At 40.4% G+C, this 17107-nt stretch carries 11 protein-coding genes; 8 read left to right on the forward strand and 3 right to left on the reverse strand.

Annotated elements, in window-relative coordinates; genetic code table 11:
• Positions 1-61: 61 nt before the first annotated feature.
• A complete protein-coding gene (locus C7Y70_RS15520; RefSeq protein WP_135475700.1) occupies positions 62-2200 on the reverse strand; it encodes a TonB-dependent receptor in 2139 nt (712 codons plus the stop codon).
• A gap of 453 nt (positions 2201-2653) precedes the next feature.
• On the opposite strand from C7Y70_RS15520, the gene C7Y70_RS15525 reads away from it, so the two are divergent.
• Positions 2654-3178 (forward strand): ABC transporter permease, encoded by a 525-nt coding sequence (locus C7Y70_RS15525; protein WP_135475702.1) that lies wholly within the window; start codon positions 2654-2656, stop codon positions 3176-3178.
• Between the two features lie 286 nt (positions 3179-3464).
• Here C7Y70_RS15525 and C7Y70_RS15530 read toward each other — a convergent pair whose 3' ends face one another.
• Together C7Y70_RS15530 and C7Y70_RS15535 are read right to left on the reverse strand one after the other, a co-directional pair.
• A complete protein-coding gene (locus C7Y70_RS15530) occupies positions 3465-4535 on the reverse strand; it encodes a PepSY-associated TM helix domain-containing protein (RefSeq protein ID WP_135475704.1) in 1071 nt (356 codons plus the stop codon).
• 108 nt (positions 4536-4643) lie between these two features.
• A complete protein-coding gene (locus tag C7Y70_RS15535; RefSeq protein ID WP_135475706.1) occupies positions 4644-5498 on the reverse strand; it encodes a cation diffusion facilitator family transporter in 855 nt (284 codons plus the stop codon).
• A gap of 177 nt (positions 5499-5675) precedes the next feature.
• Between C7Y70_RS15535 and C7Y70_RS15540 the strand changes: the two genes are divergently transcribed.
• The 7 genes from C7Y70_RS15540 to C7Y70_RS15570 all read left to right on the forward strand — a co-directional run bounded on the left by C7Y70_RS15540 (position 5676) and on the right by C7Y70_RS15570 (position 17099).
• Positions 5676-6056 (forward strand): hypothetical protein, encoded by a 381-nt coding sequence (locus tag C7Y70_RS15540; protein WP_135475708.1) that lies wholly within the window; start codon positions 5676-5678, stop codon positions 6054-6056.
• A 174-nt stretch (positions 6057-6230) separates the two neighbouring features.
• Complete coding sequence (locus C7Y70_RS15545) at positions 6231-7349, forward strand: efflux RND transporter periplasmic adaptor subunit (RefSeq protein ID WP_135475709.1); 1119 nt, start codon at positions 6231-6233, stop codon at positions 7347-7349.
• Between the two features lie 11 nt (positions 7350-7360).
• Entirely contained in the window at positions 7361-10501 is a 3141-nt protein-coding gene (locus C7Y70_RS15550; protein ID WP_135475711.1) for a CusA/CzcA family heavy metal efflux RND transporter, read from the forward strand.
• A 112-nt stretch (positions 10502-10613) separates the two neighbouring features.
• On the forward strand, positions 10614-15362 hold the full coding sequence (locus C7Y70_RS15555; RefSeq protein WP_135475713.1) for a PAS domain-containing protein: 4749 nt from the start codon (positions 10614-10616) through the stop codon (positions 15360-15362).
• A 21-nt stretch (positions 15363-15383) separates the two neighbouring features.
• Positions 15384-15866: a GNAT family N-acetyltransferase gene (locus C7Y70_RS15560; RefSeq protein WP_135475715.1), complete on the forward strand. Its 483-nt coding sequence runs from the start codon at positions 15384-15386 to the stop codon at positions 15864-15866.
• 86 nt (positions 15867-15952) lie between these two features.
• Positions 15953-16459, forward strand: a complete 507-nt coding sequence (locus tag C7Y70_RS15565) for a hypothetical protein (protein ID WP_135475717.1) — start codon at positions 15953-15955, stop codon at positions 16457-16459.
• Between the two features lie 31 nt (positions 16460-16490).
• The gene (locus tag C7Y70_RS15570; protein WP_135475719.1) at positions 16491-17099 is read left to right on the forward strand and encodes a superoxide dismutase; all 609 of its coding nucleotides are present in this window, start codon (positions 16491-16493) and stop codon (positions 17097-17099) included.
• Positions 17100-17107 lie beyond the last annotated feature (8 nt).

The raw sequence follows: 17107 nt of genomic DNA on the forward strand, positions 1-17107 counted from the left end.
TTAAGGTCTAATCTAACTCGTTCTTTACTCTGTGTAATGAACGAGTTAGAGAAGCAGAGTATTAAAACTGGTATTTAACACCGACAGTAGCGGTTGTACCGAGGCCTTTTATATTATAGCCGCCGTATGTATATGACTGAGCGCGGGTAGGGAAGTAGTCTTCATTGAGTAAGTTTTCAATGCCTATAAAACCCTGCCAGTTATCGTCAAATTTGTATTGACCGCTTAAGTTAAAAATATTGTAGCTGTTGACGGGACCTTGATCGCCAACATACTTGCCATCGTCATTTGGTGCAAAGCGCTTTCTATCGCTAACATGTAGGTAACTCAGTGTCAGTGATGTTTTATCATCAGGTTGCCAGTTTAAGTTTGCTGTTGCTTTTGGCGGGCTTATTTGTTTTGAGCCTAAGTACACATCTGCTTCGGTATTTTTACCTTCAACATAACTATAGGTTGCCAGTAATTTAAGGTTTGAGGCAATTGTGTAATCTACTAGCGTTTCGTAGCCCCAAATTTCTTGTGGTGCACGTACTGGCTCATATACACCAGTCACTTCGTTAAATTTGTTAGTTGTGCCTAGTTCAGAGGTGCTGCGATAGGCTGCGATTTCAATACGTAGGTTTTCAAACTGTGAGTTAAAGCCAATTTCGTAATTATCGATAATTGAAGCCTGGGTTTGAATAAGCCCAATATCGTTTACTGTTGCTGCGCGAAGTAGGCGCCCAACATCTGATATATCAGAGCCTTGCGAGTAACTTATAAATGGGCTGAATTTTTCACTAAGGTTGTATTTAATACCAACGTTATAAGTTGTAGCATCGTAATCAATGGTGTCACCTTTTACATTGATCGGTATTGAGCATTGAGTTGGCGTTTTACATAGTTTGAGTGTGCGGTAATCGTCTACGCTTAAATCAATGCTTTCTTGGCGAACACCTGCTTTGACAATAAGGTCATTCGCAATTACCCATTTAGTTTGTAGAAATCCCGCAACGCTTTTCATATCCATCTCAGGAACCCAAACACGACCATCTACCAGTGGTTGTGAAGTGACATCATTTAATGCATCAATGCCATAAATAAAAGAAGCTTCAATTGTGTCGAAGTCTACTTGTGTATTAAATGTAGCACGCGCGCCTTTTTTGTCTGAGCTGATGACTGATTGGCCACCATCGAAGTTTTCCTCAGGGTTTGCGAGGTTTGGTGAGAAGAAAAATACGTTTTCTATATCTTGCATATAGAGATCTAGCGTCATTTGGGTGTTTTCAAATAATGCATAATCTGTGTATTTTAGGGTAATATTTTCGTTGCCTTCAGGGCCTTGTGGTTTACCTTTTTTTTGTAATTCTGGTGGTACATGAATTGCGTAGGTTTTTTCACCTAAACTCATATCACCATTTACATCACCAAGGTCTGTTTTTTGCTGTGAACTAAAGTAGTTATAGCTAAATTGTAGCTGTTTTTCGTCGTCAAAATCATAGCCAAGTTTTGTAAAATAGTTTTCTGTAACCGCATCGGACAAGCCGTATTGCAGACCTAGAATATCGCCTTGCGAATCACGCTGAACGCCGTTTTCTTCATAGCTTGCCGTTACTAAATAGCTAAATTTGTCAGCGCGACCGTTTATGGCAGCTGACAATCTTGCGCCAGCGCTTTCTTCTAGTTTTACTGCGCTAAAACGACTTGATAGGCTGATTTCGCCCTGTGTTTTATCATTACTTTTAGCGTGTTTGGTTATGTAGTTGATAATACCGCCGGAAGCGCCATTGCCGTAGATAGAGGTTGCGCCTTTGATAACCTCTATTCTGCTTATGGCACTTGGGTCGAGCGTTTTAATGCCTAAAGAACCATTACGCAATGGTGTTGATTGCGGCACACCGTCAATCATCACCAGTGGAGCGCGGCCGCGCAGTGTTTGACCTGTGTTACTTGAACTCCCAGTATCAGGCGCGAGGCCCGGCACCATTTGCGCAAGCAGGCTTTGTAGTTCAGGGTTAACTTTTAAATGCTCTTCAATCTGCTTTTGATTAATAACGGTAATTGATGCAGGGACCTCATCAATGCTCTCAAAAACACGGCTACCGGAAACAACAATACGCTCCATTTGTTCATCCGTTAGTTGCTCTTTTTTAATAGTGTCATCAGCAAAGGTTGTGGTGCTAACAGCAAGTGCCAGTAAGGTTAGAGAGGTTTTAAACATGAAGATCCTTATTTTTTCTTATTACTGTATTTAATAGGCTGAACTTGATGGGCGGTATAGTAAATGCAAAGAACTGTAAAGGCAATATGAATGATAATTATTTTTATTACTGACATTTAAAGGTGTTTGATAAGTATCTTTTAACTATTTCAACGGGGTTGATACATAACGCAACATTTACCTTATTGTGTATGATTTACTTGATGTTATGACTGAAGATTGTTGTAAAGCGACAATTTAAAAGAAGACTTAGCTGTTATTGATATTTAAATGTTTTTTTAATGTTATTCATAAACAATGGTTTACAATTAATCTTCGAGGTTTTATTTAGGTCGCGGTGTCATTTTATTTAAAGTTGCTTTGTTCGGTATTTTTTTTGCTAGCGTGTAAGTACGTTTTATTAATAGCGTAATTTATTCATTAAAATTGCTCTAATTCACTTGGAGGTGAAACATGGTAACCAGTAGTAATGAAGATCATGCGACTAAAGTGGCCGCTGTTTTTGAAAGTGAAGAACAGGCTAACAGGGGATTCGAAACTTTAAGTCAAGATGCGCAATTTGAGCAAAGCAACATAAATTTTATTGCTCCTCATGATAACAATTTTGGCGAAAAGGTAGAGCCAGAGGATAAAAATATAGGTAAAACCTTACTCAAAACCCACATTGTGTTTGGTGTTATTGGTTTAGTTGTAGGCTTAGTCATAAGCACGGCCTTTTTATTTATTGGGGTGGGGTTTATTCAAAACTTTGTTTTCGAAACTTACGCAGGTATAAGTACTGTGACTATTTTTATTGCTCTATTAGTGGCTGGTCTTATGTCAATTCGTCCAGATCATGACCCGTTGATCAACAACGTTAGAAAAGCAACTAGCACAGGAAAATGGGTGCTAATTGTTCATACTGATTCGGGTGAAAAAACTGAAAAAGCAGAAACATTACTTAAGCCCTTTGCGACATCTATATCTGCAACGTTGTAAGTATGCAGTGCGTATACCCAAACCACCTCAAGATGCGAGTTCCAGTTGGGATTAAAAGCGATTTAGGCAAGGCATAGATTGCAAGTAATAGTGGTTCTATTGTTAAAATCTATAACGCAGTTTAAATTGCTTTTAAACCAACCCATAGGGCGTTTCACAGAGACTTACTCTCTACGTTGTTACTTCTTAAAAGGGACTGCCATTCTTGCAAAGTAACGCCTTGATATTAAGCCCCTGTGAAACGCTGAATTCTGCATCTTGAGGTGGCTTGGGTATATAAGCGGTATTAACGATAATGCCGCTTATACCAAAAATAGACACCTGAAATCGAAAACAACAGTGGCAATAATGCAAGCAGCAACCACAGTGCTTGTAGCAATGAACCTGCAAAATCACCTATATGAAATTTATACTTAAAGTTCCATGCTTGTGTTGTAAAGTTAGCTTTTGATGCGTCATACTTTTGAAGCACTTGACCTGTGTATTGATTGGTCCATACCCAGCTGTAGGCGTGACTCTCACCAGGATTTTTAATTCGTAAAGCAATTGCGTAATGTGGTTCTTTTGGTAAATAAATACGAAACAGTACTCCTTTAGGAAACACAGATAAGCCATTTTCTAGGGCAACTGCGAATTGATCACGGTTAATATTCTTTGGTACCGTTAAAGTTGGTGCTGTTGGCCGAGCTTCAACAGTGTTTTGTGTAGTGAACTCAAGTACTGCTTTTGTTTCATCTTTAAAATTAAACGCCATTCCTGTGAACGCTATTAAAATTAACACTAAAAATAAATAAACGCCCAGTACTGTGTGCAACTGATACAGCAAAATTCGTAATTTGGCTTTAGGTTTAATGACAAGCCGCCTTATGCGGTTTTTAGGTTTTATCCATAGATATACGCCAATGAGCATGTTTATTATGAAAATCAATGCACATATAGAAACCCAATTTTTAAGTGGCTTTTGACCATCACTATCTTCATAAAGTAACCAACGATGCAGAGCCATGGTGAAACCATAGATGGTTGAATAATAATCATATTTTAGAAGGATATCAGCGTTATAAGGGTTTACGCTTACGTATTGTTTGTTAGACAGTTGTATTTGCCAAGCAAATTGTGGTTGTTGCTCAGGCATAAGCATGGTGACTTTTTGCTTAGTGTGAACTTCAATCGTATTGATAAGAGCTGGGTAGGCGATTGTGGTTTTTTCGGGAGTCACTGTCCAAAAATCAGGGTTGATTAGGCGTTGAATGTCCTTAGCATAAATTAATAATGCACCCGTCACGCTCAAACATATTAAAAATAACCCACTGATCAAAGTCAGTATTAAATGAGTACGACGTAACCACAGCTTCAACTGCTCACCTATAGTTTGTTAAATAAAGATGAGCGAGTATAAATGATAGTACGATGCATTTTCAATTCTATCGAACTGGCTAATTAAATACATTTTAAAGAGCTGTGATTATCTTATTTCGATAATACAGTACTCAATAGCAAAGTTATTGTGTAAATAGGATTTTAAAGCATCTAAGTCTGGGGTTTTGTCAGCGCAAATGACTAGTTCACAGTGTGTTGTATTATCATCAGATTGCCATGCTTTTAAACTAAGTACTTTGCTTAATGAAAACTCACTAGTTAAATTTGATATTATGTTTTGGCGTTCGAAGTCAGCGGGGGCTGCTTGCATCAGAATTCGACAACTTTGCATAAGTAAAATTACGCCATGATAAATCACATAAGCAGATATCAATATTGTTGCCAGCAAATCTACTATATACCATTGATAAAGTATGATGAGGGTACCGGCAACAATAACCACCACCGAAGCCATTGCATCTGAAACATTATGAATAAAAGCCGCTCGTATATTGATACTTTTTTTTGCCCCAGCAAAGTAGGTAAGCACTGCTGTTGCCAAATCAATTATTAACGCAATTGCTGCAACCCACACTACAATCCAACCATCAATCGGGGTGGGGTTAAAATAACTCTTTATGGCTTCAATAATTAAAAAGCCACCGATGACGATAAGCGTTGTACTATTTAGTAATGTGGCTAAAATCTCTGCACGTTTATAGCCAAAATGGTAGTTATCATCTGCTATTTTATTCCCTATTTTTCGGGCGATTAAAGCAATGAAAATTGCGGCTGCATCACTTAAGTTATGCAGTGCATCAGCAATGAGGGATAAGCTGCCCGAAAAAATTCCTCCTACAACTTGTGCAGCTGTAAGGAGTACATTAATAAAAACAGCAAAAGCTAATTGGTAGTCACTTTTATTGTTATTTTCAGCGCTGTGATCATGACTGTGCCCCATTACAGTTCCTGCTTATTACTCTAAAGTTAAGTTTATAACATGAGGTTCTAATTAAACCTAGGGGGGGAATGAGCAATTGCCTGACCATATAAGAAAAACCTGATGGCGGTAAAGAGGCTTTGTTGTTTAAATAAGATCTGTTATTATTTAGTCGATCCGTTTACTAAGGTAATTTATTTGAAGCATTCAGTGGTGTTATTATTAGCCTTTATGTTACTCCAACCTATGTTGGATAGCTTTGACGTCGCTGATTATAACGGTGCTATTAAACAGACTTCTTCTATTTTACAGCAGCAATCTGAATTAGATAAACACTGCACTAGTAATGGCGATCATATCCTTCATCAAAGCGAGCATAAACAGCTTAGCGCAGATTTATCTGATGCGCTTGAGGACAGTCATTGTCATGTTTGTCATGTGCCCGTATATTTCAGCACTTTATGGCACTACCCCGTTTCTGCAATTGAAGGTGAGACAATAAAACTCTCTGATATTCGTCTCAGCTCACGTTTAATCGTGCCTGACTTACGCCCTCCCATCCTTTCATTAATAAGTTAACACTGTTTAGCCTCTTGGCTATTAATTTATTAGTTTGAGAATTAATTAACGCTTTAAAAGTCTGTATTAGCTTGTCTTAACGCTAAGTCATACATTGTATATGTATTATGCGAAGAAGACTGGTTTGTATGCTTTTAAATCAGCGATAGATTCTTAGTTTATGGGAATTGCATTATGAAGTTTTTTTACCTTAGCGCGCTTATTTTAAGTGTTTCTATTCAAGCGGCGCAAAATGAGCAGCATCAACATGATGAAAGCGAACCACACGTCACCGAGGAGCAAAAGGTAGGGCTTAGTTTAACCCCTACGCAAATGACTCTAGCAGATATCAAAATAGCTCCACTTACAAAACAGTTTTATCACTCTCAGATATATGCGCCGGGAGAAATTAAAGCAAACGGGTACACGAGTTATTTATTGTCACCACGGGTCGATTCAATTGTTGTAAAGCGTCACGCTACTTTAGGTCAGCATATAGAAAAAGATGCTCCTTTAATAACCCTATTTAGCGCTGATGTTGCCACTGCACAAACGAACTATCGACTAGCACAAGCACAGTGGCAACGCTTAAAAAAGATGACATCGGGTACTGTGAGTGAAAAAGATTACTTAACCGCGCAGGCTGAGTATGAAGTCGCTTATAGCCAATTGGCAGCGTATGGTTTGATAAGTAAAGATATTGAGCAGTCAATAAATACTCCACCTAATAAACTTGGTGAATATACGTTGTACGCACAAACTTCTGGTGCAATTTTGAGTGATAATTTTGCTCAAGGCCAACGTGTTGATTCGGGTGTTGAGTTAATGTTGATTGCAGATGAAAGTAATTTGTGGGTAGAAGCGCAGTTATCAGCGAATCAAACTGTAAAAATTGCTAAAGGGGCCATCGTACAAATTAAGGTTAATTCAAAACACTATCCTGCAACGGTCTCGCAAGAGGCGCACACTATCAATCAAGTGACTCGCTCTAGAGTTGTCAGGTTAAATGTCGCTAATGAACAGCATCAACTTCACCCAGGTATGTTTAGCGATGTTTATTTTTCGTTTCCAACAACAGAGCAAGTTTTAGCTGTGCCGCAGCAAGCTTTGGTAAGAACCAAAGATGGTGACTGGGCTGTATTTACCGTTAATGACAATGAAGAATTTGTAGAAAAAGAGGTCGAGCTCGGGGTTAAGTTTGTTGGCTTGCAAGAAATTAGAGGGATAGCAGAAGGAACTCGCATCGTCACACAAGGCGCTTTTTTTGTTGCATCAGAGCAAGCCAAAGGCGGCTTCGATCCGCATAACCATTAGGAGCGACGAGTATGTTTAATAAAATAGTTAATGCTGCTGTCGGCAATCGATTACTGGTTTTTTTAGCGCTTTGCGTGGTTGCTGCGATAAGCGCTATTGCGATCCCTAAATTGAATTTAGATGCGTTTCCTGATGTAACCAATGTACAAGTTGCAATTAATACAGAAGCGCCAGGTTTAGCTGCCGTTGAAGTTGAGCAACTTATCACCTATCCCATTGAAGCGGTTATGTATGCGTTACCCGATGTCGACCAAGTTAGGTCGATTTCAAAAACAGGCTTATCTGGCGTAACGGTGGTGTTCAAAGAAGGGGTGGATATTTATTTTGCGCGGCAACTCGTGTTTGAACGTCTGCAAGCGGCTAAAGAGTTGATCCCAGAAGGAATTGGCTTGCCAGAAATGGGACCGAACACGTCAGGGCTTGGCCAAGTGTATCAATACTTATTGGCGGCATCTCCTGAGTCTGGGCTTGATAGCATGGCGCTGCGTAGCCTAAACGATTGGATTGTAAAACTACTCATTTTACCTGTTGATGGCGTAACAGAAGTACTGTCGTTTGGTGGTGATGTTCGTCAATATCAAGTTAACCTCAACCCAAATAAGTTACTTGCTTATCAATTAGATCAGCAGCAAGTCGTGACCGCACTTGAAGAAAATAACACCAATGTGGGTGGCTGGTATATGAATCGCGGCCAAGAACAATTGGTGATCCGAGGTACTGGCTGGTTTAATGCGGGCAAACCGGGGTTACAAGAAATTGCGCAAACGCCGCTGAAAACCATTAGTGGCACAGTTGTTACTATTGCTGATGTGGCTGAGGTGTCATTAGGCAGCGAAATCCGCCAAGGTGCGGCAACCATGAGTGTTAAAGATGCACAAGGTAATATTACTTCTCTAGGTGAAGTGGTAACAGGTGTGGTGTTAAAGCGTATTGGTGCTAATACAAAACAGACCATTGATGGCATAACCTCGCGTATTCAATTAATTAATCAAGCATTACCTGATGGTGTGACATTTGAGCCTTTGTACGATCAAGCTGATCTGATCACCAAAGCGGTCAATACGGTTGTTGATGCGTTGTTGTTGGCATTTGTGTTTATTGTGGTGGTGTTGGCATTATTTTTAATGAATCTGAGAGCTACATTATTGGTTTTATTATCGATCCCAATTTCAATTGGCTTAGCACTTTGTGTGATGGCGTGGTTTGGGCTCTCTGCAAATTTAATGTCATTGGGCGGGATTGCTGTTGCGATCGGTATGTTAGTCGATGGCTCGGTGGTAATGGTAGAAAATATCTTTCGTCATTTAACGCAGCCAAGCACTCAATCGCATAGTAATGTTGAGCGCATAAAGCTAGCTGCTCAAGAAGTTGCCCGCCCGGTATTCTTTGCGGCGTTGATCATCTTAGTGGTATTTATGCCATTGTTTAGCTTTGAAGGCGTTGAAGCTAAGCTGTTTCAGCCTATGGCAATCAGTATAATGTTAGCAATTATTGCGGCTGTTATTGTTGCGTTGGTGATTGTGCCAGCATTAGCGGTGTACTTATTTGCCAATGGCGTCACGTTGAGACGCAGTGTGGTGCTAGCGCCTTTAGATAAAGCTTATAAGCTGTGTTTGGGCTGGGCAATGAATGTGCGTAAAACCGTGATTGGTATAGCGGGTGTGCTGGTGGTAATTGCGGGCGTGTTATTGCCACAGTTAGGCACCGAGTTTGTGCCAGAGCTTGAAGAGGGCACCATTAATTTGCGAGTAACTTTGGCGCCGTCTGCCAGTTTAGATACGGCATTGGCGGTTGCACCAAAGCTTGAAGCAATATTGCTTGAGTTTCCAGAAGTCGACTATGCGTTGAGTCGTGTTGGTCGCCCTGAAGTAGGTGGCGATCCAGAGCCAGTCAATAATATTGAAATATACTTAGGCTTAAAACCCGTAAGTGAGTGGCAATCTGCTGACAACCGCTCCCAACTGCAAGTGTTAATGGAAACAAAACTAGAGCAATTTCCGGGTTTATTATTTAATTTTTCACAGCCGATAGCCACGCGGGTGGATGAGTTATTGTCTGGGGTAAAAGCGCAGTTGGCGATTAAGCTGTTTGGTGCTGATTTAGCTGTGTTGGTCAGTAAAGGTCAAGCTATTGAACAAGCTGTAAAAGGTGTAGCTGGCGCAAAAGATGTGGCAATGGAGCAAATCGCCGGTGAGGCACAATTAGTGATCAAACCAAATCGCTTAGCGCTTTCTCGCTATGGGTTATCGGTGGGTGATTTAATGACCATTGTTCAACATGGTATTGGCGGTACAGCGGCAGGGCAAATTATTAATGCCAATGAGCGTTATGATATTTATGTTCGCATTGGCGCTGAGTTTCGTGACAGCCCTGAAGCCATTGCAGATTTACGCTTATCATCACCGACTGGTGCATTGGTTAGAGTTGGCGATGTGGCAACGGTTAATATTGAATCTGGCCCACCACAAGTACGCCGTGACGATGTACAGCGCCGATTAGTGATCCAAGCCAATGTTCAAGGGCGCGATATGGGCTCTGTGGTTGCAGATATACGAGCTGCGATTACTGAGCAAGTCGATTTACCAGCAGGTTATGGCATAAGTATTGGCGGCCAGTTTGAAAACCAACAACGAGCTCAACAGCGTTTATCAATCGTGGTACCTATCTCTTTAGCGTTAATCGCACTGTTGCTTTATTTTGCATTTGGCTCAATAGGCCAAGCTATGCTTATTCTAGTAAATGTGCCATTAGCTGTGATCGGTGGTGTGATTGCACTGTATGTATCAGGCCAATATTTATCAGTTCCCAGTTCAGTCGGTTTTATTACCTTGTTTGGGGTAGCGGTACTCAACGGAGTGGTTATGGTTGAGAGTATAAATAACCGTGTGAAAAGCGGTGATAGTTTAGATACCGCTGCATTTAATGGCGCATTATCGCGATTACGACCCGTACTGATGACGGCATTAACCTCAGCACTTGGTTTGATCCCGATGTTACTATCAACCGGCATTGGCGCTGAAATCCAAAAGCCATTGGCAACGGTAATTGTAGGCGGTTTATTCACGGCAACATTTTTGACTTTATTTGTATTGCCAGTGCTTTATACAAAATTTAGTCAGCAGTTCTATCGGAGCAATAACGACAGTAAATAGGTTTATTGAATAACCTAACACAAGACGCTCAAACTTGCGTCTTGTGTTATATAATGCATTATTATAAAGCGAAAGTTTGCAAAAGTGATTAAACATTGGTAGTGGGAACATAATGCTAAATAACCTGATTATGAATAAAGGGCAATCTATACGAACGAAATTGATTGTCACTTTTATTGTGGTTGCACTTGCTCCATTATTTTTAATGTCTTGGTTTAGTTTGCAACATGTAAGCAACTCCCTTGAAAAAAATGCTCAAGTAGAACTTGGTGAATTAAGTAGCATTGGTAGGCAATTTGCCAATATTTGGTTTGCTGACCACATTAAAGATTTACATTTACTTAATGATCAAATCAGTCATAGCCAGCTTAATAAACAACTGTTGATGGATAAGTTTGTTGCTAACTATGATTTTGTCGATGAAATCCATATTATTTTCAATCCCTTAAACACCCCAAACCCAGTTAACAACGGTGCGTTTGCTGCTTTACAGCGTGACCAATTAATCGAAATGTTGGCCGCCATAGAGCAAGGACAACAAAGTGTATTCATTTCTTCAATAGGGAAAGAGCCACATCACTTTGTAGCGGTACCGATGGTAGATAAAACGCGTGGTTTACACGCAATAATCATAGTGGAAGTTAACTTTCAAGGTTTACTCGACAATTTAGAGCATATCGATAACGATAACAAAGAGCTGACGTTTTTTATTGTTAAAAGTGGTGAAATAACCGGTGCTGAGTTATCCCCTAATTTATTGCCTATGGCTGATTTTTATACTAACTCGATAAATACTGAGCAAGTGTTTACATATCAAAAAGCTAATAACACATTACATTATGCAATTTTAACTGACTTGAATTTTGCCAACGCAAAAGGTTGGCAGTTATTGGTGGAAAAACCTGCAGCTGCCATGTTGCAAAGTGCCAGTGACTATAAGTTTGTTGCTGTGCTTGCCAATGCTTTGACATTTGTTGTGGTTTTACTTTTATCTTGGTGGTTTGGGCGGCGCTTATCTCGCCCCCTCATAAGCCTTGCCAATGCCAGTGCCGAAATTACGAAAGGTGAGCGCGCCCATATTCCTATTCTGCATGATAGCTGTGAATTGCATCAGCTATCGATTGACCTTGAACATTTAGTTAGCGGCAAAGTCCAGCAACAAGTACGGCTCGAACAACAAAGCTCAGCACTGCGACTGGCCTTAAAACAATTAGCAGAACAAAAAAGTGCCCTCGATGAGCATGCGATTGTGGCTGTAACGGATATTAAAGGAACTATCACGTTTGTGAATCGCAAGTTTTGCGAAATAAGTGGCTACGCTGAGTCCGAGTTAATCGGTCAAAATCACCGTTTGTTAAGTTCCGGCGTCCATCCGAAAGCGTTTTTTAAAAGTATGTACAAAGCCCTAAAGCAGGGCAAAGTTTGGCGTGCGCAAATCTGTAATAAGAAGAAAAATGGCGCTTTTTATTGGGTTGACACCACAGTCGCACCATTTTTAGATGAACATGGAAGGCCGCAAAGTTATATCGCTATTCGTACAGATATTACTGATTTAAAGCAACAAGAGCTAGATCTAGAGCAGCATAAAACGCAATTACAATTAGTGCTTGATAGCACGGCTGTAGGTATATGGGATTGGTATGTTGATACCGGCAAAGCCTATTTTAATAACCGTTGGGCGAGTATTATCGGTTATACATTAGATGAGCTGCATGCAACCGATTTTAAAACGTGGCAAAAGTACACTCACCCTGATGATTTAATTACTTCAGGGAAACTTTTAGAGCAGCATTTTAATGGTGAGAGTGACTATTATGTATGCGAAGTACGCATGCGACACCGATTAGGGCATTGGGTGTGGGTGCTAACGACTGGTCGAGTCGTTGAACATAACAGTGATGGCTCTGCAAAACGGATGATAGGAACTCACCTTGATATTACAGAGCGAAAAGAAACAGAAGCGCAATTGCAATTAAGTCGCGATCGATTTGCATCTTTAGTTGGTAATATTCCAGGCATTGTTTATCGTCGTAAATATGATGAACAATGGAGCATGCTTTATCTGAGTGAGCAAATAAAGCTCATCACTGGCTATGAAGCAACCGATTTAGTTGATAATTGTAAGCTTAGTTTTGTTGAATTGATCCATCCAGATGATGTGGCTAGTGTCGCTGAAAAGGTGAAAATCGATATAAGTGCAAATCAACCGTGGTCATTAGAATACCGCTTGGTTGGTGTTGACGGCAGTATCCATTGGGTGCATGAAAAAGGTCAAGCCGTGTATGATCAGGCAGGTAAGTTATTATATTTAGATGGTTTTCTTCATGATATTACTGATCGATATCATGCTCAGTCGCAACTCTATCGTCAGCAAAGTCTGCTTGAAGCCATGAGTAAGCAAGGTCAAATAGGAGCGTGGGAAGTAGATTTAGAGACTAACGCAATGTATTGGTCTGACGAAGTTAAGGCAATTCATGAAGTAGACAAAGATTATCAACCTGTTGTTTCTACGGCGCTCGATTTTTATCAACATGGTGAACACCGCGAAAAGATCACTCAGCTATTTTCAGAGGCAGTTAACTACGGCAGTAATTGGGAAGTCGAATCTATTATTGTTACTGCACTTGGAAATACATGTTGGGTTAAATCAATTGGCCAAGCTGAGTTTAAAGACGGCCGGTGCATCCGTGTCTATGGCTCATTTCAAAATATTGATGTTTATAAACACCTTGAGTTGGAAAGTAAAAAAGCCAATCAATATAATAAAAACTTAGCAAGTTTAACGGTTTCGCAGGAAGTATTAGCGGGTAATTTTGATGAGGTGAAAAGCTTAGTTGCGCAGTCTATGTGCGAAGTATTAGGCGTGCAACGGGCCTCGGTGTGGTTGTTTGATGAACTTAATGATGAAATGCATTGCATGAGTTTGTTTATAGAGCAACAAGGATTTGTTGAACAATCGTTAGTTCTAAAAGCCAGCGATTTTCCAATTTATTACCAAACGATATTTGAACAAGGCTTAGTTGCAATAGATGATGTTTATAACCATCCTGCGACAGTTGAGTTTATTCATAACTATATTGCAGATTTGAATGTCAACTCTATGCTTGATGCGGTGATCTCCACTGGTGAAGGGATTTTAGGCGTGTTATGCGCTGAAAGCGTTGGCGAGTATCGTACTTGGAGTCAAAACGAAGAAACTTATTTACGATCGTTAGCTACTTTGGTTGGCAGTGTGTTGATGTCGCAAAATCGTAAAAAAACAGCGGAAGAATTAAAAGTTGCCCTGGTTAAAGCGAATGACGCTGCCACCGCAAAAAGTCAGTTTTTAGCGACCATGAGCCATGAAATACGCACCCCAATGAATGGAGTGTTGGGAATGTTAGAGCTGATAGGACTCGAAACATTGTCTAAACCTGTGCAAACAAAAGTGGCAATCGCTAAAAATAGTGCACATGCGCTCTTATCGGTGATTAATGACATTTTAGACTTCTCAAAAGTCGAAGCTGGAAAAATCGAGCTTGAAAGCATTAACTTTAATGTGTGTAACTTACTTGGAGAGGTTGCAGAATCTCAAGCGCTTGCTGCACAAGATAAAGGTATCGAAATTATTCTGGATTTGGTTGCGGTTGTGCCAAGTCACTTTAGAGGCGATCCGGGGCGAATTCGCCAAGTGCTAACAAATTTACTCAGTAACGCCGTTAAGTTCACGCCTAAAGGTGAGATAGTGATCACAGCTTCAATTACTGCGATTAACAAACAATATCAATTGAGTATGAGTGTAAAAGATTCGGGAATTGGCATTGATAAAGCGAAGCAAAAAGATTTATTTAGCCCATTTTCACAAGTCGATGCGTCGACTACTCGTGAGTATGGTGGGACTGGATTAGGATTGGCGATCAGCAAGCAGCTGTGTGAGCTGATGGGTGGCGATGTGACTTTAGTGAGTGAAGACGGACAAGGTTGTCAGTTTACCGCAACAGTGATGTTGGAGCCGGGTAATGAAACTGAACGCAGCATACCTACTATTGATATAAGTAAGCTCACTATATTGGTAGTTGATGATAACGAAACCAATCGTATTGTGATAAGTCAGCAGCTTGCACAATGGGGCGCTAAAGTGGAGCTCGCTTGTAATGCAACACAAGCCCTTCAGCTATGTAAACAGCGCCTCGAAGACAAACTTAATATGTACGATATTGCTGTGTTAGATATGCAAATGCCAGAAATGGATGGCTTAGAGTTATGCCGAATACTAAAAGCTGACGCTGACTATAAAGCAATGCCTTTAGTAATGATGACCAGTATTGCTGATATGGAAGGAGTCCAGATCTTTAATGATGCAGGGTTTCAAGCGTACTTTCCAAAGCCGATCACTACGGCAGATCTGATCAGTGCCATGGCTGTTATCGCTCACGATAACGGATCAACTGATTTACCTTTAGTTACCTCAAGTTATATTTCATCACTACGAAGCCCTCATGATCAAAAACTGCATATTTTATTGGTTGAAGATAATCCAATTAACCAACAAGTGTCTAAGTTAATGTTAGGTAAATTAAATTATGAAATCACTTTAGCGGAAAATGGTCAACATGCGCTCGACATTTTACAAGGCGCACCCGCAGGGCGGTTTAATTTAATTTTAATGGACTGCCAAATGCCAGTTATGGATGGCTTTGATGCCACTCGTGCTATTCGAGCAGGGCAGGCTGGTAGTAAGCATCAACAAATCACCATTATAGCGTTAACGGCTAATGCAATGGATGAAGATAAAGAGCAGTGTTTAGCCAGTGGAATGAACGATTACCTTGCTAAACCCATTCAATTACAAACGCTCAAAGATAAACTCGAGCAGTATTAACCAAAGTAATAAAGAGATTTTATGACTGATATTATTTTAAGAGACGCGGTCCCTAGCGATGCCGCCACTATTTTGCACTTTATCACTGAACTTGCAGTGTATGAAAAAGAACCCGATGCGGTAAAAACTAATGAGCAGGCAATTTTAAACACATTGTTTAGTGATGATGCCACAGCACACAGCGTAATTTGTTTAGAGGGTGATACGCCAATTGGCTTTGCCGTTTATTTTTATAATTATTCAACTTGGCTTGGTAAAAATGGCCTGTACCTAGAAGATTTATATGTCAGCCCTGATAGCCGCGGAAAAGGCGCTGGCAAGCTAATAATGCAACATCTGGCACGCCAAGCACTCGCAAAAGATTGCGGGCGTTTTGAATGGGTGGTGCTTGATTGGAATCAACCAGCTATCGATTTTTATAACAGCATGGGTGCAGAGCCCCAAAATGAGTGGATTATTTATCGATTAACAGGGCAAGCGTTAATTGATTTTGCAGAGAGGTAAAAGCTAATATAAATAAAAATCATTTGCATTAAGTTGTTTTGGTGTGTAGATTAAACTCACTAATTTAACTTTGTGCAGGTGATCCAATGGCACGCCCTCAACTAAATGATAGCAAAGGTTTACCGCAAGTCGATCAAGCGCTTAGCCCTTGGCAGTCTAATATAATGGCTGGTAATTATGCATTTGAACGTGGTGCTTTACTCGAAGCTCGCGATAAGTACACCACTGCGCACACACTCGCGGCGCACCTTTTAAACCAATTTAGCCACGCAAAAATATGCCAATCAGTTATTGGTGCTATAGAGCATTGTTGCCCAGCCTTGGTTGTTGCAGCACATAATTTAGCTGACACCTACCGAGCAATGAATCAATGTGAACAAGCGTGTAAATGGCTGTGTGATGTTCACCTCACTTTGAGTAATTTGATTCAACATCCGTGCAATACAGTGCGCGCAGTTGTAGTTCATCACCACTATAAAACCCATTTAGAGCTAGTGCAGTTTGCTAAATTACATAGTAATCACCCGCATCTGATTGAAAAAATTAATCACACTTTAAGTTATTCACCTGATCAAACTGCAACCTTGCATTGATCAATTAACCACAGGCCTTAAAGGAGTAATCATGGCATATACACTACCCCCATTACCTTATGAGTACGATGCACTAGAGCCTCATATTGACGCTAAAACCATGGAAATACACCATACATTGCATCACCAGACCTATATAAATAAAGCCAATGCAGCACTTGAAGGGACGTATTACGCGGAGCAAGACACAGCAACATTATTACGTAAAATAACGACACTTCCAGAGTCATTACAAAAAGCGGTGCAAGAGCATGTTGGTGGTCATAATAATCATTCATTGTTTTGGACTGTTATGAGCCCCGATGGGGGAGGCGAGCCACAAGGCGAATTGGCTCAGGCAATTAATAGTGCATTTAATGATTTTGATAGTTTCAAAACGCAGTTCACCAATGCAGCTGTCAGTCGTTTTGGCAGTGGTTGGGCGTGGTTATGTGTTAATGCAAACAAAGAACTAGTGGTTCAGAGCAGCTTGAATCAAGACAGCCCTTTAATGGAAGGCAATACGCCTATATTAGCACTAGATGTGTGGGAACATGCATATTATTTGAAATATCAAAATCGTCGGCCTGAATACATTGCCGCATTTTATAATGTCATTAATTGGGCCGAGGTGCAGCGTCGCTTCCTTGCTGCAATTTAAGGGTTGAG

The sequence above is a fragment of the Pseudoalteromonas sp. KS88 genome (assembly GCF_004766475.1).
Classification (GTDB): Bacteria; Pseudomonadota; Gammaproteobacteria; order Enterobacterales; family Alteromonadaceae; genus Pseudoalteromonas.